The organism is Streptomyces sp. SudanB52_2052, from assembly GCF_964272415.1.
In the GTDB taxonomy this organism is placed as follows: domain Bacteria; phylum Actinomycetota; class Actinomycetes; order Streptomycetales; family Streptomycetaceae; genus Streptomyces; species Streptomyces olindensis.
In genome coordinates this window covers 9,041,972-9,066,829 of sequence record NZ_OZ186796.1, presented here as the reverse complement: position 1 = coordinate 9,066,829, position 24,858 = coordinate 9,041,972, and the positions used below count along the sequence as shown (strand labels likewise).

The following is a 24,858-nucleotide window of genomic DNA, read 5'->3' as shown; positions in this document are numbered from 1 at the left end:
CTTGTCAGTCGCAGATCGATTCCGTGCAATGGGATCACCAGGATTGAAGCTGCCGGTGGCCTTCTTGCGGTGCGCACCGTTGCGCTTACAGTGCTTCGCAGGCTCGGCCGGACCATGCCGTCGCGCCGGGCCGGCCGCCACGTTCCGCTGCCGTCTGCGCGAGGCGCCGGAGAACTGGCGGTGCGCTTCGCCACCCACCGCCTGCCGGTCGCGGGCGCACGGATGGCCTCTTCGATCTGGGCCTCCGTGTGCCCGTCTGCTTTCCACGCGGCGACGTCGAGCAGTACGGATGGGACCGGGCGGCAGCCGACGGTCCCATCGCCGCATACCTCGTCGCTGAGCCGCATTTCTGCCGCAGCGCGGTCCTCGGGGCATCGAGGGCATGTGTCTCTGGGCAGGTTGCCCTCGCGAGAGGTCACGACGCCGATCGTGCCCTGTGGGATCGGCGTTACGACACGGTCAGGTAGATCTTGCGCACGGTTTCGATGGTCTTCCAGACACCGACGTAGCCCGGCTTCATGACAAAGCTGTCGCCTGCCTTGTAGATCACCGGCTCGCCGCCTTCCGGCGTGAGTTCGATGACGCCGGACAGGATGTGGCAGAACTCGAAGGTCTCGCCCTTGATCGAGCGCGTCTCGCCGGGCGTGGCTTCCCAGACGCCCGTGTTGATCTTTCCGTCACGGGCGGTGTCCTGGGCCCAGGTCTTGTACGTCGGGTCGCCGGAGATCAGGCGTTCCGGCAGCGGGCCGGACTCGCTGGGAGCGAAGGAGGGGTTGGTGTCGATGGTCTTCAGGAGTGACATGCTTTCTCCTCTGTTGGTTTCGGGAGCGATGTGAATCGAGAGCGGACATACCAGGTGTCACCGGGTCGAGTTCGACCAGGCTCATCGTGCATCTGGGACCAGGGCCTGACGGCTGCGCTCCACGGTCACGGCACGCAGTAGGTCGGTGAGTCTTTCGGCGGGCAACAGGCCCTTCTCATGAGCGGTTGGGCCGTACACGGCCGGCGGCGAGGACCTTCTTGGCTTCCGGTGCTGCCCAGGCCGGCTATCGACCGGTCAGCGGATGCGGTCCAGCGTCTTGTAGTAGGCGCCCGCGAAGGGCAGGAACCAGGCGGTGCCGTTGTAGAGGGGGATGCGGGGCGGGGCGATGTCGCGGACGGGGCTGACGTCGGGGTGGCCGTCCATCACCTCCGCCATGACGTGCCCCATGTGGGTGGCCATCTGCACGCCGTGGCCGGAGTAGCCCATGGAGTAGTAGACGCCGTCATCGCTCTGCCCGGCGTGCACGATGCGGTCCATGGCGAAGCCGACGGAGCCGCCCCACAGGTATTCGATCTTGGTGCGGGAGAGCTGGGGGAAGGTCGCGCACATATCACGGAACAGGACCTGTCCGCTCTTCTTGTCCGAGGTGGGGTCGGACGGTGCGAAGCGGGCGCGGCCGCCGAACAGCAGCCGGTTGTCCGGGGTGAGCCGGAAGTAGTGGCAGACCTTGTTGGAGTCGACGAGGAGGCGGGCCTTGGGGATGATGTCCCGGGCGAGCTCCTCGCCGAGCGGCTCGGTGACGATGATGAAGCTGCCCACGCAGACTTGCTGGCGGCGCAGCCACGGGAAGTTCTTGTCGGTGTAGGCGTCGGTGGCCATCATGACCTGCCCGGCACGGATGACACCGCGCTCTGTCTGCACCTCGAAACGGCCGGTGGCGGTGCGCCGCACGCCGATGGCCGCGTTGCGCTCGTGGATCTCGACACCGGTGCGCTCGCACGCCTCGGCCATCCCGCGCACGAAGCGGCCGACGTGCAGGGCGGCGCTGAACGGGTCGAGCAGGCCGCCGTGGTAGGCGTCGGAGCCGATCTCGGAACGCAGCTCGGACTTGCCGATCAGAGTGGTCTCGTGTCCGAAGTACTTGGCCAGGTCGCGCTGTTGGGTCTTCTTGCTCTCGAAGTGCGCGGGGCGGGACGCGAGGGCCAGGCGTCCGACACGGCGGAACTGGCAGTCGATGGACTCCTCGTTCACGAGCCGCTCGACGGTGTCCACGGCCTCGCCGTAGGAGTTGTAGATCTCGCGGGCCCGTTCGGGTCCGTACCGGCGGATGGCCTGGCGTACGCCGATGGTGAAGCCCAGGTTGGCCATGCCGCCGTTGCGGGCGGAGGCACCGGAGCCGATCTGGCCCTTCTCGACGAGGGTGACGCGGGCGCCCTTGCGGGCGGAGTGCAGGGCGGTGGACAGACCCGTCAGGCCGGCGCCGACGACCACCAGGTCGGTGTCCTCGGTCAGCGGCTTGCCGGACCGGTCGGGAAACGCCCCAGCGGTTTCTATCCAGTAGGGAATCGTCTTCATGTCAGGTCCTTAGCGGGAAGTTTCGAAGGGGCGCGGCCGGGCACCACCAGGAGCTCGGCGACGGGGCTGCGGTCGCTGATCAGCGAGGGCTCAATCCGATCAGCGGCACAAAGCGGTTGCAGACGCGGACGAGGAGGCCGGTCTCGCGCAGTCGGCGCGGGATCAGGTCGACGACCAGGCCGACGCGGGCCGGCCCCCACAGGCCGTCGATGTAGCGCCTGCTGTCCGCGTCGTCGATGTACGGGCTCGCCCCTCGCTGGACGACGAGGAGATCCTCGCCCTCGGGGCTGAGCGAGCCGTTGGCGGTCATGTACAGCAGGTGCCGCTGAGCGGTGGCGGCGGTGGTCATACCGCCTCGCCTCCGGGGTTGGCGACGCCGACCGTGTTCTCGACCGAGAGCAGGGAGTCCTGTCGTCCGGAGCCGAGCCAGCGCACCAGGGCCACCAGGCCGAGGGCGAGGATGGCGAAGGCGGTGAGGAGCGCGCTGACGGCGGTGACGCTGGGGTCGATCTCGAAGGTGAGCGAGTTGTAGACCTGCACGGGCAGGGTGACGGTGTCGACCGAGGAGAGGAACTGGGAGATGTAGAACTCGTCGAAGCTGGTGATGAAGGAGAAGATCGCCGCCGCGATCATGCCGGGTGCGGCGAGGGGGAAGGTGATCTTCCGGGCGATCGTGAGGCGGCCGGCGCCCATGCTCGCGGCGGCGTCCTCGAGGCGTTCGTCGATCCCGCGCAGGGTCGCGATCAGGATCAGCACCGCGATCGGTGAGGCCAGCACGGTGTGTCCGAGGGCGATGGCGATGGGGCTGCCCAGCATCGCGGCGGGCTCGAACAGCAGGAACAGGCCGAGCGCGGTGACGATCTGCGGGATGACCAGAGGGCCGAGGACCAGGGCGAAGACCGCCGAACGCAGCGGGAGTTCGCTGCGGACCAGGGCGGTCGCCGCGGTCACCCCGATGATCAGGGAGAACACGGTGCTCAGGGCGGCGACCAGGGCGCTCAGGGAGAGCGCGGCGGGCCATTTGCTGCCGTCGGCGAACAGGGCCTTGTACCAGTTCAGCGTCCACGCCTCGGGCGGGAAGGAGGCGAAGGCGTTGTTGCTGAAGGAGGTGACGAGGATGACGACGATCGGCAGCGCCAAAAACAGCAGGATCACAGTGGCGACCGCGGTCAGGGCGATGCGTCCGGCCAGGCTGCTGCGCAGTTCCATCATGACGCACTCCTCTTTTTACGGCTGGCGCCCAGTGAGGTCACGGCCTTGACCAGGAGGAGTCCGGCCAGGGTGAGGACCAGCAGGATGACGCCTTGCGCGGCCGCCCCGTTCCACTGGTTCTCCTTCGTCACCTGCTGGTTGATGAGGGTGGCGATCATCGTCTGGTCGGGTCCGCCCATCAGGGCCGGGGTGATGTAGTAGCCCAGCGAGAGGATGAAGCTGAGCAGTCCGGCGCTGGCCAGGCCGGGGGCGACCAGGGGCAGGTAGACCCTGCGGAAGATGGTCACGCGTCCGGCGCCCATGCTGGCCGCGGCCGCCATCAGGCGGCGGTCCACGCCGCGCATCACGCCGTACAGCAGCAGCACCGTGTACGGCAGCATCATCGAGGTCGTACCGATGACGACGCCGAGTTCGTTGTAGAGCAGCTGGAACGGCGCTCCGGGGACCGACATGGCGGCCAGCGTCTCGTTCACCAGGCCCTTGTCACCGAGCATGATGATCCAGCCGTAGGTACGCACCAGGGCACTGATGAAGTGCGGCACCACGACGACCAGCATGGCAAGGCCCGCCAGGATGGGCTTGAGCCGGGTGATGGCATTGGCCAGGACAAAGCCGAAGACCAGGCTCAGCACGGCTGTTTCGGCGGAGATCCTGAGCGTGGTGATCAGGACGGAGAGGTTGACGCCGGTGAGCGCGTCGGCGTACCAGTGCAGGGTGAACGATCCGTCGGCGTCCTTCAGGCTGAGTAGCAGGGTGCTGAAGATCGGGTAGATGAACAGCACCAACAGGTAGACGACGACCGGCAGGGCGTAGAGGATGCCGACCCTTGTGCGGCGCGAGGCGAGGAGCTTGCGCGGACGGGCGGGTGCGGTGGCGGTGAGGGTGGCCATGGCTCACCCGTCCTGTTCAGCGGGGAAGAGGTTGACGTCGTCGGGGTCGGCGGTGATCCCGACCCGCTCACCGGCGACGGGTCCGCGGCCGGCCGGGACCTCCAGACGCAGCAGGGGCGCGTCCTTGCCGTCGATGCGCACCCCGGCGCGGACCAGAGTGCCCACATACGTGGCGGTCTCGACGGTGCCGGTACAGAAGCCGTCGTCGGCGGCGCAGGCCCGCAGCCGGCCCGGCTGCACAGCGACCTTCACGTGCGTTCCGGTGGCCAGGTCGTGGCGGCGTGCCTTGATCAGGCCGCCACTGCCATCGAGGCGTACCAGGGTGTGCTCGCCGTCTTGCTGTTCGATGCGGCCGGGCAGGAAGTTGGCCGCGCCGAGGAAGTCCGCCACGAACGGGGTCTTGGGCCGCTCGAACAGTTCCCGGGGAGTGTCGAACTGCTCGATCAGGCCGTTGCGCATCACCGCGATGCGGTCCGACATGACCAGCGCCTCTTCCTGATCGTGCGTCACATAGATGACAGTCAGGCCGAGTTCCTGCTGGATGGTCTTGATCTCGACCTGGAGCTGGTCACGCAGCTTCTTGTCCAGCGCGCCGAGCGGTTCGTCCATGAGGATGACCGGCGGGCGGTAGACCAGCGCCCGGCACAGGGCCACACGCTGCTGCTGGCCACCGGACAGCTCACGCGGCTTGCGCCCGGCGAACCGGGACAGGCCCGCGATCTCCAGCGTCTCCCCCACCCGCCGGCGGATCTCGTCCTTGCCCACACCACGCAACGTCAGGGGGAAAGCGACGTTCTCCTGCACGGTCATGTGCGGGAAGAGCAGGTACTGCTGGAAGACGAAGCCGAGGTTGCGCTTCTGCGGCGCCAGCCGCGTCACGTCCCGGCCGCCGACGGTGATGGTGCCGGAGTCCGGCTCGCAGAACCCGGCGATCATCATCAGGGTCGTGGTCTTGCCCGACCCCGAGGAGCCGAGGAAGGTGACGAACTCCCCCGCCGCGATCTCCATCGACGCCTCATCCACGGCGACCACGTCACCGTAGGTCTTACTCAGGGCCACCACCGACAGCGCCTTGCCGGTGGCGGTGGCCGACTTGGCGCCGACCACCTTCACCGACGGTGTGGCAACACCGAAATCAGCCACGAGCCCACTCCAACCAGCGCTTGGTGACGGCCGCTTCGTTCTTCAGCCACCAGTCGACATCCGCATCGAAACCCTTGTCGTAGTACTTGGGCGCACCGGCGAGTGCGTTGCGCTCGTCCTCGGTGAGCTTGGCGTAGGCCACCGGGGACGACGGGTTCGACGGGAAGGCCTTCGCCAGCGCGGCCTGGCTCTCCGCACGCAAAGCGAAGTCCATCAGCTGGTAGGCGTTGTCCACGTGGGCCGCGCCCTTGGCGATGGCGTAGCCCGAGAACTGGCGGCGCATGCCGTTGAGCTGCCGCTCCACCGGGACGCCCTGCTTCTGCAGATCGGCGATCCGGCCGTCCCAGACGGTGGACATCGTCACTTCCTGGCGGCTGAGCAGCACGCCGGGCAGCGGGCCGCTGTCCCAGTACTTCTTGATGTCCGGCCGCAGCCGGGTCAGCACCTTGAACGCGCGGTCCACGTCCAGCGGGTACAGCTTGTCCATCGGCACGCCGTCGGCCAGCAGCGCGAACTCCAGCTCCGGCAGGTCACCGTCCGGGCTGCACATCGCACGGCCACCCTGGAACGCCTTGGCGTCGAAGAAGTCCGCCCACGACTCGGGCTTCTTTCCGCCGAAGGCGTCGGTGCGGTAGGCAATGCACTGGCCGTAGAAGCTGTGGCCGATGGCATGGTCGGTGATCTGGTTCTCGGGGATCTTCGCGCTCTTCACGCTCTTGAGCCGGTCGAGGTCCAGCGCCTCCAGCGCGTCCTGCTTGGCGTACTTGGTGTGCGACACCATCGCGTCGTTGATGAGGTCACACTGCGGGCGGCCCTGCTTGATCTGGGCCAGCAGCGGGGCGTTGTCCAGGTTCAGCACCTTGACCTGGATGCCGGTCTCCTGCGTGAACGGCGTGTAGATCGCCTTCTGCAGCGCCGCACCGTAGGAACCGCCGCTGTCGCGGACGACGACCGTCTTGCCGCCGCCCTTGCCGCCGCCCGTGGCGGACCGGCTGGTACCGGTACCGCAGGCGCTGAGGGCGGTCGCGGCGGCTGCACCCGCCGTGATCCCGCCTATTCCCCTTAGGAACAGTCTGCGGCCTATTCGGGTGTCTTTCATCGTGCCTCCTGGTGGTGCCGGCCGCGAGAAGGGGAGCGGCTGGGGACGTGGAAAGCGGCAGCCGGAGCTGGGTCTGGGGGTGGTGGTCCGCCTCGTCGGAATCGACGCCCTGGCCTGTGGGCCGGAGATTGGGCGCGTGTCCGTAGCGGGGTCCCGCGGGAGGGCCAGGGCGGCCAGTTCCGCGTCGGGGACGGTGATGCCGTGCATGCCGTGCATGCCGTAGGGGATCCGCCCGCCGGCCGGCAGCGGGGACCGTGTGCTCCCCGCTGTCGGCCGGGTCGAGGATGCGGCGGAGGACGTCGCCCTCGGCCCGGTACTGCGAGTTCTACGCGGGCGTCGCCGGCATGGACTGCGGATCCTTCGAGGTGTCGGTGCGGGACGGTGTGCGTCGCGGGTCAGAGGCCGAGCATGGTGTTGAGCTCGTCCAGGGACTTCACTGTCACGTAGTCGTAGCCGTGGGTGACCGGGTCGCTGCCGCGGTCCAGGAGGACGAGGTTGCGGAAGCCCATGTCGTGCATCGGCAGCAGGTCGTAGCGGGTGTGCGAGGAGACGTGCACGAAGTCCTCGGGGGACGCGTCGAGCTGGTCGAGCATGTACTCGAACGCGGCGTAGCGGGGCTTGTAGCAGCCGGCCTGCTCCGCGGTGAAGACCGCGTGGAAGTCCGCGCCGAGCCGGGGCACGCTCTCCTCGAGGAAGGAGTTGTCGGCGTTGGAGAGGATCACCAGCTTGTAGTTCTCGCCCATCTTCTTCAGCGGTTCCGGCACATCGGCGCGCGGGCCCCAGCTGCGGACGCCGTCGCCGAGCCGCTTGCCGGCGTCCGGAGCGGCCTTGATGCCCCACTTGCGGCAGACGCCCTCGAAGGCGTCCTGCAGAGTCTGCTCGTAGGGCTTGTACTCGCCGCAGACCGAGTCGTAGCGGTAGCCGCGGAACTCCTTGACGAACTGGTCCCAGTGCTCGGCCGGGATCTGGTCGCCGACGAGCTCACGCGTGATGGGGTTCATCGGCCAGTCGATCAACGTGCCATAGCAGTCGAACGAGACGTACTTCGGGCGCCACTGGAACGAGGGAATGGGCATGGGAGTGCTCACTTTCTTGCTGCGGGGAACTGGTTGCGGGCAACCCGGTTTCGGACATGCCCATGACAGAGATGGGTGGGGTGCGGGGTGTGGGGGTGCGGGGTGATGTCGTCGACGCTCGCCCCGGGTCAGGTGGCGCCGACTCCTGCCGGAGCGAGGAAGTCCACGGGGTGCTCCGTGGCGCCGTCGAGCGCCAGGTCGGCGGCGATCTCGCCCATCGCGGGCGAGAGCTTGAAGCCGCTGCCGGAGAAACCGGCCATGACGATGATGTCGTCCTCGCCGGGGAGATGGCCGACGAGCGGGTTTCCGGACTTGGTGTAGCCCTCCATGTAGGCCGACATCCTGATGGGGTCGGGGTTCAGGTCGGGCATGAGTTCCCCGATGAGCTCGCGGAAGATGCCGAGTTCTTCGGGGCGGACCGTACGGTCGAGCCGTTCGGGCTCGGGCACGGGCGCATGGTATTTGAAGGAGAGACCGAGCTTGACGGAGATGCCGTCGGGCGACGGGATTCCGAAGCAGTCGTGGGGTGTGGCGCGCACGAAGGGAGGGGCACCGCCCGCGAACCAGTCGTGGCGGGTGGGCAGGTGCCAGGAGCAGATCACCCGGCGAATGTCGATGGCCTGGGGGAGGTTCGGGAGCAGGGTGTTGATCCAGGGGCCCACGGTCACCACGGCGGCGTCCACGTGGTCCGTGCCGTGGTCGCTGACGACGTTCACCCCGCCGCCCGCCGCGGGGACGACCTCGCGCACCGTGGTGTAGCGGTGCAGCCGGGCGCCCAACTGCTCGGCACGGGTGGCGGCGGCCTGGATGGACGCCTCGGGTCTGATGACGGCGCCCAGCCGGTCGAGGACGGAGGTGTGTCCGTCCGGGAGCCGGTGCTGGGGGTAGCGGCGGGCGAGTTCCTCCTGGTCCAGTACCTCGTGATCCAGCCCTTGGGCGGCGCTGGTGGAGAGGAGGAGTTGCATGGCCGGTGAGGAGGCCTCTCCCATCACGAGGCTGCCGCTGCGGCGTCGCAGCGACCGGCCCGTCTCCGCCTGGAGCCGCTCCCACATCCGGTCCGCGAGTCGCAGCAGCGGAACGTACCCGGGCTCGCCGAGGTGGGCTGCACGGTAGATGCGACTCTCGCCCCCGGCCGCGCCGCGGTCGTGACCCGGTGCGTACCGGTCGTAGCCGATGACCTCGGCTCCGCGGGCGGCCAGTCGCCACATGGCCTGGCTGCCCATGCTGCCGGCACCGATCACGGCGACGCGCTTCGGGATGCTCATGAAATCGCTCCTTTCTTCCGGTTTAGGCCCCGCTGGAATGGCGCTCACTTTCGGCCATGGAATCCTGCAGGTCAACCCATACTTCGCTTCACCCATGAGGCAGGGGGAGATGGCTCAGAGGAGCTCGATCAGCTTGTCGGTGAACTCGGCGGTGGTCGCGGTTCCGCCCAGGTCACGGGTGCGGACATCGGTCTTGGCCAGGACCGCGGCAATCGCGTCCGTGATGTCCCTGGCCGCGGCGGGATGGCCGAGGTGGTCGAGCATCATGGCCGCGGACCAGATCGCGCCCAGCGGGTTGGCGATGCCCTTCCCCGCGATGTCGGGTGCGGAACCGTGCACCGGCTCGAACATCGAGGGGAAGTCCCGCTCGGGGTTGAGGTTGGCCGCCGGGGCGATACCGATGGATCCGGCGACGGCGGCCGCGAGGTCGCTGAGGATGTCGCCGAAGAGGTTGGAGGCGACGACGACGTCGAAACGCGCCGGCTCCAGGACGAACTTGGCCGCGAGCGCGTCGATGTGCTCCTGGTCCCAGGCGACCTGCGGGAACGAGGCGGCCCGCTCGGTGACGAGCTGGTCCCAGAACGGCATGGTGTGGATGATGCCGTTCGACTTGGTCGCGGAGGTCAGGCGGCCGCCGCGCCGGGAGGCGAGCGTGAAGGCGTAGTCCAGCAGGCGTGTGACGCCGGCCCGGGTGAACACGGCCTCCTGCACGGCGATCTCGTCCGGGAAGCCGCTGTTGAGCCGGCCGCCGACCTCGCTGTACTCGCCTTCCACGTTCTCGCGCACGACGACGACATCGACCTCGCCCGGCCGTGCGCCGCGCACCGGAGTGTCGATGCCTTCGAAGACACGGATGGGCCGGAGGTTGACGTACTGGCGGAAGCTGCGCCGGATCGGGATGAGCAGTCCCCACAGCGAGACATGGTCGGGCACCCCCGGGTATCCCACCGCGCCCAGCAGGATCGCGTCCGCCTCGCGCAGCTGGTCGATCCCGTCTGCGGGCATCATGGCGCCCTCCCGCAGGTACCGCTCGCACGACCAGTCGTACGACGTGTAGGACAGGCTGAAGCCGTGGCGGCGGCCGAGAACATCGAGCACCTGCTGTGCTGGAGGAAGTACCTCGGCGCCGATGCCGTCGCCCGGAATCAGGGCGATCTGGTGGTTCGTCGTCATGGTGAAGATTGCAGCAGGGTGGTCCGTGGGGCGTCCAAGACGCAAAGCGGATCTGTCTTATAAGCGGCGCCTATCAGCTGGCGGTGGCCGAGGTCGCGGCCGTCACGAACGCTGCGGCCGCGGGCGACAGGAGGCCGCGGCGGGCGACGAGGGCGATGTCCAAGGTGTTCTCCGGCTCGATGTCCAGAACGCGGGCGCCCAGCCGCCCGGCGAGGTCCCGCCAGGAATCCGTGACCACCGCCAGCCCCACCCCGGCCAGCACCAGAGGCATCAGCGAGACCCGGTGCTCGGTCTCCACGGCGACGGCGAACTCGATGCCCTGCTCCCGCAACGCGTCGACGTAGGCACGCATCCCGGTACCCGACTGCCCGACGATCAGCCGCTGTCCCGCAAGCTCCCGGGCCTCCACCGCCCTCCGGCCGGCGAACGGGCCGTCGGCCGGCACCACCAGCACAAAACGCTGCCGCCCCAGCGCATGGGAGACGACCTCCTTGTCGGAAAGAGGACCGGCGGACGCCAGAAGCCCCAGCTCCACCGCACCCGTGCGCACCATGTCGATCACATCGCGCGACGTGAACGCAGCGTTGATCGCCACAGAAACGTCGGGATAACGGCGGCTGAAGGCACTGACCAAGCTCGTCAGCGGCTCCACCGCCTGCGACGGCATCGCCGCCACATCCAGGCGCCCCTCACGCAGCTCATGCACCGCCGCAACACTCGCCCGCGCCGTCTCCAGACTCCGCACAGCCTCCCGGGCAGGCTCGATCAGGGCCCTTCCGGCCTCCGTCAGCACCGCCCTGCGCCCGATGCGATGGAACAACTCGGAGCCCAGATCACGCTCCAGTGCCCGCACGGCCTGCGACAGCGACGGCTGCGACACGTACAGAGCCGACGCCGCACGGTTGAATCCCCCACGATCAACAATCGCAAGGAAGTACTCCAGCTGCCGAATGTCCATACGCGCCCTCTGCCCTGGAAGAAATCAACCGACGAACCGATCGGTCCCGGCCATAGTGGCGTGAAAGATCGCCTCGACGAAGCACAGATCACCGACAAACTGGCCGTAGTCCTCACAAAGCGCGGTCACAGCCAACTGAGGCACTCAAGGGCCGGCTGCGGCACTCGCTCGCAGCCGTCTCCCAGCCTGAGGGTTCGACGAGGCACTGGGCTTCTCGCACGTGGCCGTCACCGACAGGGCCGGCACCCCGTCACACTCACTACCGCATCGCCCCGGATCATTGCGGTCCGTACCGCCGCTCCCCCGTGCGCTCCTCCCGGACAAAGGCACCGACGCCCAAAACCCGTCCTGTGCGGCGGCTGGGGACCGGCCGATGCTCCGTCGATCCGGCGGGCCGTGCCTTGACCCGTGTCGTCCGGCGGGTCGTCGGAGGGCGGGGTGAAGTCGTCGGCGATTTTCACCTGTGCCCATTCCCGGCCTTTGGCCTTGTGCGCAGTGGAGACGGTTACCTCGGCCTGGTCTTCGGGGGCGAGATGGGCGACGGCGGCCAGGATGGCGTCCGCACCGATGGACCAGCGAAGTAGTATCCGGCATCTTCGTCGGCAGTGTCTCCGCCCGCGTCCGCGACCAACTCTGGCGGGCCGTCACTGAAGGAACTGCGGCACTGGAAGAGCCACGTCACGGTGGAACGGCTGCTGGAGGCACGCGTGGTCACGCGAGAACGCCGCCTTCTGACACCTCGCAGCGACATTCGCCAGTCTGGAGCACATCCCTTCATACCGGCTCCTATGCCGGCCGACGCCGCCAGCGGCCACCGGGTGCCTGACGCAGCTGTGAGTGGACGTTAAGTCCGTTTTTGGTAGCGGCCTCGTCCGGGTTGGGTGAGGAAGCCTTGACTGGTGAGGCCTCCGAGGCGGCTGCGGGTGATGTTGACGGACGCCTCGTCAGTGGGCATGCCGAGGAGTTCGTGCAGCTCGCGTGCCCGGAACGCCTGGTCGGGGTGCTGGTTGAAGGCATTCACGATCGCCAGACGGCGCGCCCTCACGAAGGCCGTCGGACGCGGCGCTGCCGGACAGGTCCGGCGTCCAGCAGCGCGAGGGCGTTGTGGACACCCTGGTCGAGGACGTCGTCGGCGAGCTTGGGATCAGCCAGGGCGCGGGCGAGTTGGAGCGTCCCGACCATCATGGCGAAGACGCCGAGCGCCTGTGCGCGTGCCGAGGGCGGGCTGTCGGGTGCCAGGCGGGCGGCGATGTCGTCGATGACGGTCAGCAGGCCGTCGGTGAACGCCTGCTTGGTCGCGTCCGTGCATCGCCCGATCTCGTCGAGGAGAGCGGCCGTGGGGCAGCCGTTCTCGGGGTCGTCACGGTGCTCGGCGGACAGGTAGGCGCGGACGAACTGTTCGAGCCCGGCGCGGCCGGGCGCGAGTGCTTCAAGGCTCGCGTTCTGCGCGCCCAGCTGGTCGGCGACGGTGTTCGCGACGAGGTCCTCCTTGGAGGCGAAGTGGGCGTAGAAGGCGCCGTTGGTCAGCCCCGCGTCCGACATCAGCGTGGAGACTCCGGAGCCGTCGATGCCGTCCTTCTTGAACCGGCGGCCGGCGGCCTCGATGATCCGCTGCCGCGTCGCCTGCTTGTGTTCTTTCGTGTAGCGCGCCACGCACTCCTCCTCGTCGCTCCGGCCGGGAGGCCGCTTGCCGCTTGCCGACTCCCATCCTAGAGTAATTGCATTACGATCATAATCCAATCGCTGAGGAGGTCCCCACATGACCACAAACCGGCCGGTAGCACTCGTGACCGGAGCATCGTCAGGCATCGGCAAAGCGGCCGCGCTCGCGCTCGTCGACGCAGGATTTGAGGTCGTCGGAACGAGCCGCCGAGCCTCCGGGGATGCCCGCCGCGACGGCGTGACGTTCCTCGACCTCGACGTGGCCAGCGACACCTCGGTCGCCCGCGCGGTCGACCGCGTGATCGAGAAGTTCGGGCGGATCGACGTCCTGGTCAACAACGCCGGCATCGGCTCCGCCGGCGCCGGCGAGGAACGCTCCCTTGCCCAGGACCAGCAACTGTTCGACATCAACGTCTTCGGCCTGATCCGCATGACCAAGGCCGTCCTGCCGCACATGCGCGCCCAAGGCCGCGGCCGGATCATCAACATCTCGTCCGTCCTCGGGTTCGTCCCCGCGCCATACATGGCCGCCTACGCCGCGTCCAAGCACGCGGTCGAGGGCTACTCCGAGTCCATGGACCACGAGGTCCGCCAGCACGGCGTCCGCGTACTGCTCGTCGAGCCCGCCGTGACCAGGACGGCGTTCGAGGCGAACTCCCCGAAACCCGCCATGCCTCTGCCGGTCTACGAGCAGCAGCGGCAGGTCTTCGAGCGCGTGATGGGCGCGGCGATGAAGGACGGCGACGATCCCGCCACCGTCGCCAAGGCGATCGTCGCTGCGGCGACCGACCCGAAGCCGAGGCTGCGCTATCCCGCCGGGCCGACCGCCGGACGCGTCAGCGCCCTCCGCCGCCTCGTCCCCTCCCGGGCCTTCGACCGGCAGATCCGCAAGCTCAACCAGCTGCCCGCCTGACCGGCACCCCATCCCCCGAGACCACCACCCGCTCCACTCAGAGGACGTTAATTCCGTTTCCGGTATTGGCCGCGTCCGGGTTGGTCGAGGAGTCCCTGGCGGACGAGTCGTCCCAGGCGGGAGCGGGTGACGTTGATCGAGGGCTCGTCGGTAGGCAGCTTGAGGAGTTCGTGTAGGTCGCGGACGCGGAAGACCCGCCCGGGGTGCTCGGTGAAGGCGGTCACGATGCGCTGGCAGACCGTGGCGGCCTCCGCGAGGGCCGGTTCGTCGTCGGGCGGGGGCAGGGCGTCGATGACCTTGCGGGTCACGGTGAACTCGGCCAGGCGGGCCTCGGTCTCGACGAGTGCGGTGGTCAGCCGCTCGATCTGCTCGCCCAGGCTGTCGGCCCGCGCGGCGGTCTCGTCGTGTTCGGCCTGCAACAGCCGCAGGAGTTCGGTGACGTTCACGCGGCCAGCTCCACCTCGTCGCGCCAGGCGGGGCTGGGCGTGGTGAGGCGGCGGAGCATGCCCGCGGTGGAGGCCCAGTAGACGCGGGAGGCGGCGTTGTCGGGACGATGGTCGTAGTCCCGGGCGAGGCGCCGGTGGAACATGAGGGTGCCGTTGACCTGCTCCACTACCCATCGCTTCGGTTGCGGAACGAAGCCCATGCCCTGGTCCTCGGGGTTGCGGCGGACAACCTCGACAGTGATGTCCTTCACCGCCCCGTGGGTGATCACGGCGTCCTTGAAGCCCTGGTCGACCAGGACTTTCTCCAGGCGCATCCCGCACCGTTCGGCCGCCTGGTCCAGCAGGGCGATGCCAGCCTCGTTGTCCTCACGCTAGCGCGAGGACAACCACACCGATGACCAGGCCCAACACGTCGACGGCAAATCCCCGCTTCCGGCCGGGCGTCTTCTTGTTCGTGTCCAGTCCCGTCGTCGTCTTCGGCACCCCCGCCGCCACGCGGACGGACTGGGTGTCGATGATGACCAGGGACGGGTCCTCTAATCGCCGGGCCCGCTCCCGCACATGGCACCGCAGGATCTCCTGCGGTTGAAGGACCGTTCCACGACGCTGCGGTGCTTGTAGACCTCGCGGTCGAAGGCCGGCGGGCGGCCTCCGCGGCTGCCTCGCCGGGCCTGGTTGCGGACCTGGTCGGTCCGCTCGGGAGTCGTGTGCGGGATGTAGGAGGCCGGACACGGATGACCACACCTGTCGACCTGTCGCGCTCAGGCTCAATGGCCCACAACGCCGTCGGTGACAACCAGCTTGCCTATGTGACAACCATCGTGCTTCGGCTCATGCGGTCATCGTCGTGCTCTACGCCCAACCCAGCGGCTAGAGGTCGAACTCCAGGTGCTCGACGTCTGTGAAGCGGACTTCCTCCAGGCTGCCGGCGCGGCGGCCGCCGTCCTGGAAGTACATCTCCTTGAGGCCTTCGGCGGCGATCTGCTGCAGTTGCTGCTCGGCGGCGCCGGCCTGCTGGGCGTCGAAGAGGCGGGCGGCGTATTGCGGCGGGAGCGCGACGGTCAGGTGCCGGAGCCGGGCGTCGTCGGTCGTGCCGATCGGGGCGGTGTAGCCGATGCGGGCGCGCGTGTCGATGACAATGCCGCCGGTGGTCGGCGCGGGGCTTTCTGATCCGGTTTTTCACGTAGCTTTCGACGGTGCGCTGGGAGATGCTCAGCGTCTGGGCGACCGCTTTGGTGCTCTTGAGCTGCTTGACCAGGTAGCGCATCTGCGCGGGCGCGGTCTTGGGTGCCGGGCGGGTGAACGCCTTCTGCAACGCGGCGTTCAGGCCGTCCCCGAACAGGGTCATGGTCGCTCTCGGAGCGTTCGGTCTTGGAGCCTTTGATGCGGGGTTCGAGGGTGCGGGGGTCGACGGCTTCTGCTGGGGCGCTTCCGGCCGGCCCGGTCAGGGACGTTCATTCCGCCTCGCCGCCACCCGGGTCGCGGCATCGTGGACGAGCTGCGCATGCAGCCCCGACAACCCCACCAGACCGACGGTGCCACCATCGGACCCCCGCTCCACGAACAGGCCGCCGACTCCCACCACAGCGTAGGCGGTGAGGCTGCGGACGGCGTCTCTCGTCCATTCCCGAGAACAGCAACGAGACCACCGAACCGATCCCCTGCCGGAAACCCCCACTCACCCACCCTCTCCACCACCACGCCGACTACGCCACCACGCCTGCTCCATGCGGGCTGCAGGTGGCTGACTCGGGAGCCGAGCCGCCCTCATCGGCTCAGTTGCCGTAGACGGGCTCCCCGTGCCAAGGCCCGTAGTAGTTGGAACTGCTGTTGGGGTTGTCTTCGACGACCCTGAAGTCACGTACCGGGTACGTGCCCCACTCCGTGCAGTCGATGCTGTCGGGGTCGTCGTCGTAGAGGACCGAGGCGGTCTGGTAGGAGCTGCCGCCCTCTATGTAATAGCCGGCCCACACGGAGTTGCCGTCCTTCTCCACGTCGCAGACGGTCAGAACGGTCGCGTCGTAGCTGTGGGTGGCGAAATCGGAACCCTGATCCGCCGGCGCGGCGTTGACCGGGCTTGCGGTCACGGCGACGACGAGTCCCGCCGCGATCGCGCCGAGCCAAGGGAGCTGTACACGCTTCATGATCAACCCTTTCCTTGTCGGGGTCTTCCGGACGGTGCCGTTCTCGCGGCGAGCGCCTTGTTGACGTTCGCCGCGCGTTCGGCCTGGTACTGCTTCAGCTGGCCGAGTTCGTGACTGTGCTGGTCGATGAGCAGTCGCTGCCGTCGGGCTGTCGTCTCGAGAAGAGTGGCCAGATATCCGGCGACCTTCTTGCAGCGCACGTCCGCCTCAGCCACCGCTGTCTCCCTGCCACCCGGCTCTCGGCTCCGCGCCCACCGCGGGTCCCGCGCGGCCGCAGTCGGTGAGGCATAACGGTGGCCGGCCCGGCTCATGCACGACGCCCACTGCCGCGACTTCGCGATGACCTGAGGGTCCTCCGCAGCCTCCTTGGCGGCCTGTGCCGTCAGCCTGCGGGGGAGGTCCCGGTAATTCGCCTGCTTCACATCGGGTGCAAGCGTCCGAAACGCTTCACCTCGGCAACCTCCTTCGGGTACGGCGCTGCCCTTCCAGTCGCGGACCAGCCCGTGCAGCACCTTTTCCACGTCGCCCGAGGCGTGCACGCGGTCCGTGGTCGCCATGGCCCGTTGGAACTCGGTGTTGTGCAGGCTCCAGGGCGGTGCGTGGTACCCGTAGTGCTCTGCCTGGTCCGCGTCGATCAGCCCGAATCGCGTGGCCAGCCGTGAAGCCGAAAGTCGCTTTCCGGCAAGCAGCGCGTGCTCGTCGGGGCCGGGCCAGCGCAGCCCGAACCGGTGCAGACAAGCCTGCTCCAGTGCCGCCTGAGCCCGGTCGGACCGTTCCTGTGCCTCGGGTGACAGCGTGTAGGCGTCCAAGGGCAACGGTGCCGATGCCTCCAGTACTGACCGGGGTGGTGCCTGTGGCTCGCCCGCAGGCGTGGTGGCCCGCGAGGTACACCCGCCCAGAGACACCGAGATGAGCACGGCCGACAACGTGAGCCGTCCCCCCGTGACGAGCCGAACCAAGCGCACGGACATCCCCCCAACCTTCGTCGACACCGGGCGGCACCCGTGTCGTCCGCATGAGCAGAAGGTCCTGGATGCGCTGGGGCGGCACAACGGCGAGCAGCTGTCCCGGACAGCCCGGATGCGTCCGTCCTGGTCACAGAGCTGTCCGGATCCCAGGAGCCGCTGTCCCGGACAAGCGCCTTGGCATGGCCAGCCTCGATCCCTCAGCGGGCGTTCGGCCTGTGAGGTGTAGGGCCGGTGGTAGGTCCATTCGTCGAGCAGGGTGCGGTGGAAGCGTTCGACCTTGCCGTTGGTCTGGGGCCGCCCCGGGGCGCGTCCGGCGAGGGTTGATGCCCAGGGCGCGGCAGGTGTCGCGCCAGGTGTTCTCGGTGTAGGTCCAGGCGTTGTCCGTCAGGACCCGCTCGACGGTGACGCCGCGTGCGGCGAATCAGGCGGCAGCTCGGTGCAGGAAGGCGGCGCAGGTTGGCGGCTTTCTCGTCGGGCAGGTCCTCGGTGTAGGCCAAAGGGGAGTGGTCGTCCGGGGCGATCCGGTGCCGTCGCGCCGGTCCTGGTCGGCCCGGCCGGCTGCGCGGCCCAGGGCCTTGCAGCCGCCGCCGTCGGGGATGCGGCCGAGTGTCTTGACATCGATGTGGAGCAGTTCGCCGGGCCTGGAGCACTCAAAGCGGCGCACGGGTTCGCCGGTGGCCCGGCCGATGGCGGCCAGGACGGGCAGGCCGTGGCGCTTGAGGATGCGGTGGGCGGTGGAAGCGGCTATGCCGCAGCGGGTGGCCAGCCGCATTGGTCCGATGCGGTGCTCGCGCCGCAGGCGCACGACCTGCTCCTCGATGGTGCCCTGGGTACGGCGGGGCTGGTGGTCTGGGCAGCTGGAGCGGTCCTGCATGCCCGCTGTTCCCTCCAGCCGGTAGCGGTGTGCCCAGTGGAAGAACCGCTCAAGGCGTCTCACCTGTCACCAACGTCCCGGAACAGCACACCTAGCTCCTGAGTACCGCTCAGGTGAAACGCCAGTGGGCGTTACAGGCTCCGCGAGCGGCACCGGTGTCGCCCGACCACAGCCACACGCCCGACAGGTCAACCCGGGCCGGAGCACCCCCGCCTTTGGTCAGAAACACCGCTCCTGGACATCGACGCACTGCGGGATGCGGGCGTCGAGGGGCCGGGCCGGCGCAACTCGTGGCCGATTCCTTCGTCGTGCCCGGACAGGCGGGGAGGAGGCAAGCAGTGCCAGGAGCCCTTCACTCAACGCAGGCCGGTCTCCGCAGCGCTAGGAGACTTCAATCCAGAACTCGTCGCGGTGCCCCGTTGATCACTCCATACGCAGCAGTCGGTACGTCCGCTTCGGGCTCGTCCCGCGTGGGCCTGGTCTCCGCCGCGGTCCGGGCGGTCGCAGTCCCGGCGGGTTCGCTGCCCCGCGCGTCCAGCTTCTCCATGGCTCCCTGTTCCCTGTCCATCATGCCCAGCGCCACTCCGACGATGATGATCAGGCCGCCCGTGACCTGGGCGGGCCTGATCGACTCACCGTTGATCACGACGGCGCCGATGACACCGAAGACCGGGACCAGATTGAGGATGTTGACAGCGACACTCGACGCCATCGCGCGCAGGCCGTAGTTGTAGAGCAGGAAGCCGCCGACCGAGCACGCCACGGCCAGGTAGGCCAGCAGCGCTGACGCGGTCGCACCCGGCATCCGCCACTCGTCGGCCTCCAGCAGGGACGCGAGCAGGAAGCCGCCCGCGCCTGCCAGGGTCTGGTAGTAGGTGACGCTCGTAGCGTCCTGGCCGGCGCTCGCACGTTTGCCGAGCACGTTGTAGCCGGCCCAGGCCAACCCGCCGAGCAGCAGCAGGATGTCCCCCAGCCAGCGCGAACTGCCCCCGACCTCGGCGCCGTTGCGTACGACGAGGAAGGCGCCGACGGTAGCCAGCAGCACGCCGGTCACCCTCAGCAGCGGCATCCGCGTGCGGAAGACGACCAGTTCTACCACCATCGTCATCAGCGGGTACGTGGCCACGATCAGCGACGCGTCGGATGCCGTGGACAGATCGACGCCGACGTTCTCCAGGATGAAGTACACCGTGATACCGAGGAAGCCGCTCAGGTAGAGCTGCCGCCTCTGCCTGGGGGCCGGCCGGGCCGGGCGGTGCCGGCTCATCCGTACCATCACGCCCAGGAGTAACGCCGCGAGGGTGAACCGGATGGCGCCGATGCTGAGCGGGCCGGCGTCCTCCAGCACGCGCTTGGTCACCGCGTACGAACTGCTCCAGAACAGTGCGGCCGCCATGACCGCACACACCGCCCCGACAGTGGTTCCACGTTCACGCATATCGAGTCGCCCCTCCGCTGCCCAGTGCCGCCTACCACGCCGTGACCGAATGAACGTCAGCCAAGTAGGCTGGAGACTAACAAGGTCATCGACAGCAATGCGAAGAGGCCGAATTACCTTCGGAATCTCGCGGAGTGAGGCAAGCGTGGACGAACTAGATTCGGCATTGGTGCGGATGTTGCAGGAGGACGGTCGGCGCACCAACCGGGACATGGCGGAGGAACTCGGCATCGCCCCGTCGACGTGTCTGGAGCGCGTCCGGTCACTGCGCAGAAGCGGTGTCCTGACGGGGTTTCACGCGGAGGCAGACCTCGCGGCGATCGGCCGGGGATTGCAGGCGGTGATCGCCGTACGCGTCCGCCCGCCGACACGTGCCGTGATCGAAGCCTTCCAGACCTTCCTGGAGGCGATGCCCGAAGTCGTCTCGATCTTCGTCCTCACCGGCAACGACGACTTCCTCGTACACGTCGCCGTCCGGGACACCGACCACCTCCACGCAGTGGTCCTGGAAAAGCTGGCGAAACGCCCGGAACTCGCCGACGTACGGACGTCGGTGGTCTACGGCCACCTACGCAAGAAAGTCATCAGTCCGGCGTGACACTGGCCGCAGTCCCGGTCGGTGGGCGTGCCACTGGCCGCGCCGTCGGTGGCACGACTGGTCCCGCCTTCCGTGCGCTTGCTGAACAGCCACCGCCAAGGCAGCTTGTCCTGCTCGCGGCAGGCGGCGTCATCAGCGCCACCAAGGCAGCGGATCACCACACCACGCCCAACCGGCCGGTCCGGCACGTCCACAGCGGCAACGAGACAGCAACCTGTCGAGCACGTAGGCATGCGCGCAGCCGGGGTTGAGTCTGTTCCAGCTTCTGAGCGGTTGCAGTTGGGATGGTTCGAGACGTTCGTAGAGGTGAACAGCTTCGGGGCTGAGCAGGCCGCTTCGGCCGCTTGGAGAAGGTGAGCGCCGATGCCCCGTCGGCGAGCGTTTGGCGAGACCATCAGCATGGTGATGAAACCCTGTTCGAAGAACGTGTACTCCAGAACGCTGTAACCCACGATGCCTGACGGGTCTTCGGCGACGAGGACGGACCCCTGTTCCAACCACCGCCGAATGTGTGCGCTCCGTGCGTCGTCGCCTGCTGCGGCGGTCGAGTCGATCGCGTTGAGTGCTTGCCAGTCTGCGACGTGTGCCGCTCGCACCCGCATGGGGCTGGACGTCCGGATCTCCATGCGGAGCATCGTGGCAGCGCGAGCAGAACCCCGCGATCTTCGAATCGCCGGAAATCCCACCGCAGTTCGGCTGATCCACCAGACTTGCCCTGGTTCCCCACGCAGAAGGGACGGCAGGCATGACGAACAGCGCACTTCTGGTGATGGACGTCCAACGGGACGTCGTGGCCATCGCCGATGACGGTTCCGGATACCTACCGCGGTTGCGCCGGGCGATCGACGGCGCCCGCGCTGCCGGTATCACCGTGATCTACGTGGTGCTTGGCTTACGGCCGGGCGATCCAGTGGTCAGCCCCCGAAACAAAGTGATGACGAACGCCGTGCAGGCCGGCCTGTTCACCGAAGGGGCCCCTGGCACCGAGATCCATCACGACGTCGCGCCCCAGCAAGGCGACGTCGTGGTCACGAAGAGACGAGGGAGTGCGTTCTCGGGCAGCGACCTCGACGTGGTACTCAGGGCTCGCGATATCGACAGCCTTGTTCTCACCGGCATCGCCACCAGCGCCGTGGTGCTGTCCACCCTGTGGCGTGCCATCGACCTGGACTTCGGCCTCACCGTCCTGGCGGACGGCTGCCTCGACACCGACCCCGAGGTGCACCGGATGCTCACCGAAAAACTGTTCCCGCAGTGGGCAGACGTCCTCATCGTCGAAGACTGGCTCAAAGCCATCGCACCGCAGTAGCGCAACCCCGTTGTGGGAAGCCGGCCGCGTGATCATCCCAGCTTGGGCGCCAGGGAGCCGCCTTCCTGGCGCCCAAGCCAGTGGGTCAAGCGTCGGCAAGTGATCAGGAGTGATCAGAGGAGCGCATCGCTTGTGGGACAAGCGCGGCGTGGCGGGCTGTGATCCGCCCCGCGGGTACGCAGATCATGAGCGGTCCTGGAAGGTCGGCGAGCGCCAACCGTTCCCGGCCTCACCGCCGACGCTGAGATCACCCGGACGCCGGCATCGCGACTTTTTGGACCAGGTCTCTGGTGCGTGCTCGGGCGGCGGGGCCTGACCTCGGTGCCGTCGACCGGCGGGGTCATGCCCGGTCATGAAATCCGTTGACGGGCGCGTCGCCCGGTGCGGACGATCAGGCGCATGTCTGCCGCCCTGGCGCCTCTGCGTCACCGTCCGTTCCGTCACCTCTTCATCGGGACGACGGCCAACCTGCTCGGCAACGGGGTGGCGCCGATCGCCCTGGCCTTCGCCGTGCTCGACGCCACCGGCTCGGTCGGCTCGCTCGGACCCTCGAACAAGGCCCGAACCTCCCGCCCTCTCACACCGCCCGTGCCACCGACCGGCCTGGCGCTGACGAGCGCTCAACCGGACCAGCCTTCCTCCTGCCCCCACGTGTGCCGTAGACACAAACGGAGCCGACTGTCTCCGAGACCGCCCGCGGTTTCGGTTGTCAGTGGTCGGTGGGGACGAGGTTGTGGAACTGGTGGGCGAGGTCGGCGTTGGGCTGCGGGATGAGGCCAGGCCCGTCGATGCGGTCGACGTCCAGGTCTTCCACGGCGTCCTTGACGGCCTTTCAGGGGCGGTGGCCACGTCGTCGGACAGGTCCTGGAAGACGGTCCGTACGCCGTCGGGGGCAGCGGAGGCCGAACGCATCACCGCCCTGGCGACACAACTGACCGCGGACGAAAGCCCCTCGAAACCACCCGGCACCGCCGGGCCGACTGGGCGGCTTCTCAGTCCTCGTGCCGTCTGCCGTCTCCCGTTTGCCGGGACTGGGCAAGCGTGCGGACCGCTGATCTCGCCGCCTGGTTGTACCGCATTCATCGGATTGTCCACGGGCGGCAGTTGGAGTTTCATCGAAGGCGCGCCGCCTGCCGCCGCGACGTCCGGTGTGTGACCGCCCGGTCGACGCTGACGGCCGCCGCCGACGCCTGGCGCGCGGGGCATGCCGAGCCCGGGCGGGCGTCCACGTCCGCACGAGTCAAGGGGGAAGACATCATGCGAAGCAGACTTGGAGCCACAGCCGTGGCCATCACCGCCTGCGTGTGCGCGGCGGCGTTGTCGGCGCCGACGGGGGCTCAGGCGGCACCGCACGACCCGCACCGCGAGCACCACGGGAAGAAGCCGGGCGCCGGGCACTCCGTCCGCCTCAGCCAGGGCGCCGACGGCGCGTCGGAAGCCCCGTCGCTCAGCGCCGACGGCCGCTACGCGGTCTTCACGTCGTCGGCCGCCAACCTGGTTCCCGATGACACGAACGGCGCCCCGGACGTCTTCCTGCGGGACCTGAGGACCGGCCGCACCCAGCGGGTCAGCACCGACGCCGCCGGAGGCCAGTCCCGGCTCGGTGGCACCGAGGGAGCCATCAGCGCGAACGGACGGTACGTGGTCTTCGTGTCGGCCTCGACCGACCTGATACCGGGCGAAGTCCACGGCAAGTCGTCGGTCTACTGGCGCGACCTGCGGACCGGGGAAGTGAGGCACGTCGGCAACGACCTCGGCAATTACCTGACGTGGGCGCTGCACGCGTCCGTCAGCGCAGACGGTCGGTATGTCGCGTTCGCCGTGAGCGAGACGGTCCCCCGGCCGGGCGCGTTGGTCGCCGTACGCGACATGCGCACCGGGGAGTTGACGAAGCACCCGTTCGCCCTGCACCGGGCCACCAGGCCGCTGCTGAGCGACGACGGCAGCGTCATGGTGTACACGAACAGCAGCTACTGGCCGTACGACAATCCGGCCTCCGACGTCAAGGTGGCCGACCCGCTCACCGGGACCCACCGGTCGCTGCACACCACGCCCGACGGCGCCCGTGGCAACGGCAGGGCGTCCCAGGCAGGCATCAGCGGCAACGGCCGGTACGCCTCCTTCACCTCGACGTCCACCGACCTCGGCCCCGAGGACACCAACGGTGACGGGTCCAACGTCTTCGTCCGCGACCTGCGCACCGACGCGCTGCGCATCGTCGAGGCGCCCGACCCCGCCCTGTCGACCGCCGACGGGGCACTGAGCCGCGACGGCCGGTACCTGCTCTTCCGGGCGTTCGCGGGCACGTCGGACCCGGGCACCTGGTACCTGCGTGACCTGCGCGACGGCCGCACCAGGGTGGCGATCACCGACGCGGCCGGCACCCCGGTCCGGGCCGACACCGGGGATCGGCCGCTCGACGCCCGGGCCCGGACGGTGGCCTTCTCGTCAACGGCAGACAACCTGGCGCCGGGCCCGCGCAGCCCGAAAGCGGACGCCTATGTGCGGCGGCTGCGCTGAGTGTTTGTTTTCTGATCTCGTGTGTGCCCGACGATCTGGTCTCGTGTGTGCCCGACGATCTGGTCTCGTGTGTGCCCCGCGGGGCACTTCGTCCGCTCCCACCGCTCCGAGAGCCACGTCCCGCCGCACGCCTACGACGCGGCACTGCTGATCCTCCGCCTCGCACTGGGCTTCCTCCTGGTCGGTCACGGCACCCAGAAGCTGTTCGGTTGGTTCGGGGGCGGCGGCCTCGAAGGCACCGGCCAGTTCTTCACGATGGTCGGCTACCCGTCCGGCAAGACCATGGCGCTCGTCGCCGGGCTGTCCGAGACCCTGGGCGGTCTCGGTCTCGCCCTCGGCCTTCTCACCCCGCTGGCCGGCGCCGCTGTCCTCGGCACGATGCTCAACGCCATGTCCGTGAACTCGGGCGGCGGCTTCTTCATGATGGACAAGGACGGGGGCATGGAGCTCGACATCCTGGTGGCCGCCACGGCCACCGGGCTGGCCCTGGCCGGGCCCGGCCGTATCGCCGCCGACCGCTTCCTGCCCGTACTGCGCGCCCACCGGCTCGGGTACGGAGTGGCCGCGGTGGTACTCGGTGCCGCGGGTGGGGGGCGTCGTCCTGCTCTTCAAGTAGCCAAGCGGCTTTGCAGAAGTTCTGTCGGCAACTGGTCGAGCACCGGGGGCTGATCCAGGGCGCGGCGGTGGTCAGGAGCCGACGGGGTGAGCCGGCAGACGAAGGTGCGGTGGTGACCTCCAGCGCGCCCAGCACCGTCCGCTGCCGGTTCTTGGATGCGTCTCGTCAGCGGTCCACACCACCGTCCCGGCCGCAGGTCGTGGTGCAACCTGGGCA

At 68.6% G+C, this 24,858-nt stretch carries 23 protein-coding genes and 5 pseudogenes; 6 read left to right on the top strand and 22 right to left on the bottom strand.

Annotated features, from left to right (window positions below; translation table 11 throughout):
• Window positions 1-448 precede the first annotated feature (448 nt).
• From ACSUPV_RS40905 to ACSUPV_RS40850, 12 genes and pseudogenes are all read right to left on the bottom strand, one after another.
• Window positions 449-802 carry a cupin domain-containing protein gene (locus tag ACSUPV_RS40905; protein WP_436949828.1) on the bottom strand — a complete coding sequence of 118 codons (354 nt, stop codon included), beginning with the start codon at window positions 800-802 and terminating at the stop codon, window positions 449-451.
• 255 nt (window positions 803-1,057) lie between these two features.
• Window positions 1,058-2,338, bottom strand: a complete 1,281-nt coding sequence (locus tag ACSUPV_RS40900) for an NAD(P)/FAD-dependent oxidoreductase (RefSeq protein WP_436949827.1) — start codon at window positions 2,336-2,338, stop codon at window positions 1,058-1,060.
• A gap of 79 nt (window positions 2,339-2,417) precedes the next feature.
• A complete protein-coding gene (locus tag ACSUPV_RS40895; RefSeq protein ID WP_436949826.1) occupies window positions 2,418-2,687 on the bottom strand; it encodes a hypothetical protein in 270 nt (89 codons plus the stop codon).
• Complete coding sequence (locus ACSUPV_RS40890; protein WP_436949825.1) at window positions 2,684-3,550, bottom strand: ABC transporter permease; 867 nt, start codon at window positions 3,548-3,550, stop codon at window positions 2,684-2,686. Before ACSUPV_RS40890 ends, ACSUPV_RS40895 begins: the two co-directional genes overlap by 4 nt.
• Window positions 3,547-4,440 carry an ABC transporter permease gene (locus ACSUPV_RS40885; RefSeq protein WP_436949824.1) on the bottom strand — a complete coding sequence of 298 codons (894 nt, stop codon included), beginning with the start codon at window positions 4,438-4,440 and terminating at the stop codon, window positions 3,547-3,549. Before ACSUPV_RS40885 ends, ACSUPV_RS40890 begins: the two co-directional genes overlap by 4 nt.
• Before the next feature lie 3 nt (window positions 4,441-4,443).
• Window positions 4,444-5,583: an ABC transporter ATP-binding protein gene (locus ACSUPV_RS40880; protein WP_436949823.1), complete on the bottom strand. Its 1,140-nt coding sequence runs from the start codon at window positions 5,581-5,583 to the stop codon at window positions 4,444-4,446.
• Window positions 5,576-6,682 (bottom strand): ABC transporter substrate-binding protein, encoded by a 1,107-nt coding sequence (locus ACSUPV_RS40875; protein ID WP_436949822.1) that lies wholly within the window; start codon window positions 6,680-6,682, stop codon window positions 5,576-5,578. Before ACSUPV_RS40875 ends, ACSUPV_RS40880 begins: the two co-directional genes overlap by 8 nt.
• A gap of 395 nt (window positions 6,683-7,077) precedes the next feature.
• The gene (locus ACSUPV_RS40870) at window positions 7,078-7,758 is read right to left on the bottom strand and encodes a haloacid dehalogenase type II (RefSeq protein ID WP_037768947.1); all 681 of its coding nucleotides are present in this window, start codon (window positions 7,756-7,758) and stop codon (window positions 7,078-7,080) included.
• A 128-nt stretch (window positions 7,759-7,886) separates the two neighbouring features.
• On the bottom strand, window positions 7,887-9,023 hold the full coding sequence (gene solA / locus ACSUPV_RS40865) for an N-methyl-L-tryptophan oxidase (RefSeq protein WP_436949821.1): 1,137 nt from the start codon (window positions 9,021-9,023) through the stop codon (window positions 7,887-7,889).
• 114 nt (window positions 9,024-9,137) lie between these two features.
• Window positions 9,138-10,196, bottom strand: a complete 1,059-nt coding sequence (locus tag ACSUPV_RS40860; RefSeq protein ID WP_436949820.1) for a tartrate dehydrogenase — start codon at window positions 10,194-10,196, stop codon at window positions 9,138-9,140.
• A gap of 73 nt (window positions 10,197-10,269) precedes the next feature.
• Complete coding sequence (locus ACSUPV_RS40855) at window positions 10,270-11,154, bottom strand: LysR family transcriptional regulator (RefSeq protein ID WP_436949819.1); 885 nt, start codon at window positions 11,152-11,154, stop codon at window positions 10,270-10,272.
• A 368-nt stretch (window positions 11,155-11,522) separates the two neighbouring features.
• Window positions 11,523-11,720, bottom strand: a pseudogene (locus ACSUPV_RS40850) (DNA helicase); the annotation flags it as partial.
• On the opposite strand from ACSUPV_RS40850, the gene ACSUPV_RS40845 reads away from it, so the two are divergent.
• Window positions 11,624-11,980, top strand: coding sequence for a type I-E CRISPR-associated endoribonuclease Cas2 (locus tag ACSUPV_RS40845; protein WP_436949996.1), 357 nt, complete (start codon window positions 11,624-11,626; stop codon window positions 11,978-11,980). The pseudogene ACSUPV_RS40850 and the gene ACSUPV_RS40845 sit on opposite strands and share 97 nt — an antisense overlap.
• Window positions 11,981-12,195: 215 nt before the next feature.
• On the opposite strand, the gene ACSUPV_RS40840 is transcribed toward ACSUPV_RS40845, so the two are convergent.
• Entirely contained in the window at window positions 12,196-12,807 is a 612-nt protein-coding gene (locus tag ACSUPV_RS40840; protein ID WP_436949818.1) for a TetR/AcrR family transcriptional regulator, read from the bottom strand.
• A gap of 106 nt (window positions 12,808-12,913) precedes the next feature.
• Here ACSUPV_RS40840 and ACSUPV_RS40835 point away from each other — a divergent pair, with 106 nt between their 5' ends.
• Window positions 12,914-13,729 (top strand): oxidoreductase, encoded by an 816-nt coding sequence (locus ACSUPV_RS40835; protein ID WP_037768935.1) that lies wholly within the window; start codon window positions 12,914-12,916, stop codon window positions 13,727-13,729.
• Window positions 13,730-13,776: 47 nt separating this feature from the next.
• Here the strand turns inward: ACSUPV_RS40835 and ACSUPV_RS40830 are convergent, their stop codons facing one another.
• From ACSUPV_RS40830 to ACSUPV_RS40795, 8 genes and pseudogenes are all read right to left on the bottom strand, one after another.
• Window positions 13,777-14,175 (bottom strand): type IV toxin-antitoxin system AbiEi family antitoxin domain-containing protein, encoded by a 399-nt coding sequence (locus ACSUPV_RS40830; protein WP_436949817.1) that lies wholly within the window; start codon window positions 14,173-14,175, stop codon window positions 13,777-13,779.
• Window positions 14,172-14,757 (bottom strand): annotated as a pseudogene (locus tag ACSUPV_RS40825) (transposase); the annotation flags it as partial. The pseudogene ACSUPV_RS40825 and the gene ACSUPV_RS40830, both read right to left, overlap by 4 nt.
• 288 nt (window positions 14,758-15,045) lie before the next feature.
• Window positions 15,046-15,523: pseudogene (tpg, locus tag ACSUPV_RS40820) on the bottom strand (telomere-protecting terminal protein Tpg).
• 34 nt (window positions 15,524-15,557) lie between these two features.
• Window positions 15,558-15,623, bottom strand: a pseudogene (locus ACSUPV_RS40815) (hypothetical protein); the annotation flags it as partial.
• A gap of 327 nt (window positions 15,624-15,950) precedes the next feature.
• Complete coding sequence (locus ACSUPV_RS40810) at window positions 15,951-16,319, bottom strand: hypothetical protein (protein WP_031116146.1); 369 nt, start codon at window positions 16,317-16,319, stop codon at window positions 15,951-15,953.
• Window positions 16,320-16,321: 2 nt separating this feature from the next.
• Window positions 16,322-17,128: a hypothetical protein gene (locus ACSUPV_RS40805; RefSeq protein ID WP_436950007.1), complete on the bottom strand. Its 807-nt coding sequence runs from the start codon at window positions 17,126-17,128 to the stop codon at window positions 16,322-16,324.
• Window positions 17,129-17,491: 363 nt separating this feature from the next.
• A pseudogene (locus tag ACSUPV_RS40800) lies at window positions 17,492-18,314 on the bottom strand (IS481 family transposase); the annotation flags it as partial.
• A gap of 238 nt (window positions 18,315-18,552) precedes the next feature.
• A complete protein-coding gene (locus ACSUPV_RS40795; protein WP_436949816.1) occupies window positions 18,553-19,599 on the bottom strand; it encodes a DMT family transporter in 1,047 nt (348 codons plus the stop codon).
• A gap of 145 nt (window positions 19,600-19,744) precedes the next feature.
• Here ACSUPV_RS40795 and ACSUPV_RS40790 point away from each other — a divergent pair, with 145 nt between their 5' ends.
• Entirely contained in the window at window positions 19,745-20,197 is a 453-nt protein-coding gene (locus ACSUPV_RS40790; RefSeq protein WP_031116149.1) for an Lrp/AsnC family transcriptional regulator, read from the top strand.
• Here the strand turns inward: ACSUPV_RS40790 and ACSUPV_RS40785 are convergent.
• Window positions 20,158-20,823, bottom strand: coding sequence for an N-acetyltransferase family protein (locus ACSUPV_RS40785; RefSeq protein ID WP_436949815.1), 666 nt, complete (start codon window positions 20,821-20,823; stop codon window positions 20,158-20,160). The two genes, ACSUPV_RS40790 and ACSUPV_RS40785, sit on opposite strands and share 40 nt — an antisense overlap.
• Before the next feature lie 119 nt (window positions 20,824-20,942).
• Between ACSUPV_RS40785 and ACSUPV_RS40780 the strand changes: the two genes are divergently transcribed.
• The 3 genes from ACSUPV_RS40780 (at window position 20,943) to ACSUPV_RS40770 (ending at window position 24,695) form a co-directional block, all read left to right on the top strand.
• Window positions 20,943-21,506 carry a cysteine hydrolase family protein gene (locus ACSUPV_RS40780; RefSeq protein ID WP_436949814.1) on the top strand — a complete coding sequence of 188 codons (564 nt, stop codon included), beginning with the start codon at window positions 20,943-20,945 and terminating at the stop codon, window positions 21,504-21,506.
• 1,257 nt (window positions 21,507-22,763) lie between these two features.
• Window positions 22,764-24,026 (top strand): TolB family protein, encoded by a 1,263-nt coding sequence (locus ACSUPV_RS40775; protein WP_436949813.1) that lies wholly within the window; start codon window positions 22,764-22,766, stop codon window positions 24,024-24,026.
• A gap of 69 nt (window positions 24,027-24,095) precedes the next feature.
• Window positions 24,096-24,695 (top strand): DoxX family membrane protein, encoded by a 600-nt coding sequence (locus ACSUPV_RS40770; protein ID WP_436949812.1) that lies wholly within the window; start codon window positions 24,096-24,098, stop codon window positions 24,693-24,695.
• Window positions 24,696-24,858: the final 163 nt, after the last annotated feature.

Coding starts and splice junctions, on each gene's coding strand:
- ACSUPV_RS40905 (WP_436949828.1), bottom strand. CDS start 802: ATGTCACTCCTGAAGACCATCGACACCAACCCCTCCTTCGCTCCCAGC.
- ACSUPV_RS40900 (WP_436949827.1), bottom strand. CDS start 2,338: ATGAAGACGATTCCCTACTGGATAGAAACCGCTGGGGCGTTTCCCGAC.
- ACSUPV_RS40895 (WP_436949826.1), bottom strand. CDS start 2,687: ATGACCACCGCCGCCACCGCTCAGCGGCACCTGCTGTACATGACCGCC.
- ACSUPV_RS40890 (WP_436949825.1), bottom strand. CDS start 3,550: ATGATGGAACTGCGCAGCAGCCTGGCCGGACGCATCGCCCTGACCGCG.
- ACSUPV_RS40885 (WP_436949824.1), bottom strand. CDS start 4,440: ATGGCCACCCTCACCGCCACCGCACCCGCCCGTCCGCGCAAGCTCCTC.
- ACSUPV_RS40875 (WP_436949822.1), bottom strand. CDS start 6,682: ATGAAAGACACCCGAATAGGCCGCAGACTGTTCCTAAGGGGAATAGGC.
- ACSUPV_RS40870 (WP_037768947.1), bottom strand. CDS start 7,758: ATGCCCATTCCCTCGTTCCAGTGGCGCCCGAAGTACGTCTCGTTCGAC.
- solA (WP_436949821.1), bottom strand. CDS start 9,023: ATGAGCATCCCGAAGCGCGTCGCCGTGATCGGTGCCGGCAGCATGGGC.
- ACSUPV_RS40860 (WP_436949820.1), bottom strand. CDS start 10,196: ATGACGACGAACCACCAGATCGCCCTGATTCCGGGCGACGGCATCGGC.
- ACSUPV_RS40855 (WP_436949819.1), bottom strand. CDS start 11,154: ATGGACATTCGGCAGCTGGAGTACTTCCTTGCGATTGTTGATCGTGGG.
- ACSUPV_RS40835 (WP_037768935.1), top strand. CDS start 12,914: ATGACCACAAACCGGCCGGTAGCACTCGTGACCGGAGCATCGTCAGGC.
- ACSUPV_RS40810 (WP_031116146.1), bottom strand. CDS start 16,319: ATGAAGCGTGTACAGCTCCCTTGGCTCGGCGCGATCGCGGCGGGACTC.
- ACSUPV_RS40795 (WP_436949816.1), bottom strand. CDS start 19,599: ATGCGTGAACGTGGAACCACTGTCGGGGCGGTGTGTGCGGTCATGGCG.
- ACSUPV_RS40785 (WP_436949815.1), bottom strand. CDS start 20,823: ATGGAGATCCGGACGTCCAGCCCCATGCGGGTGCGAGCGGCACACGTC.
- ACSUPV_RS40780 (WP_436949814.1), top strand. CDS start 20,943: ATGACGAACAGCGCACTTCTGGTGATGGACGTCCAACGGGACGTCGTG.
- ACSUPV_RS40775 (WP_436949813.1), top strand. CDS start 22,764: ATGCGAAGCAGACTTGGAGCCACAGCCGTGGCCATCACCGCCTGCGTG.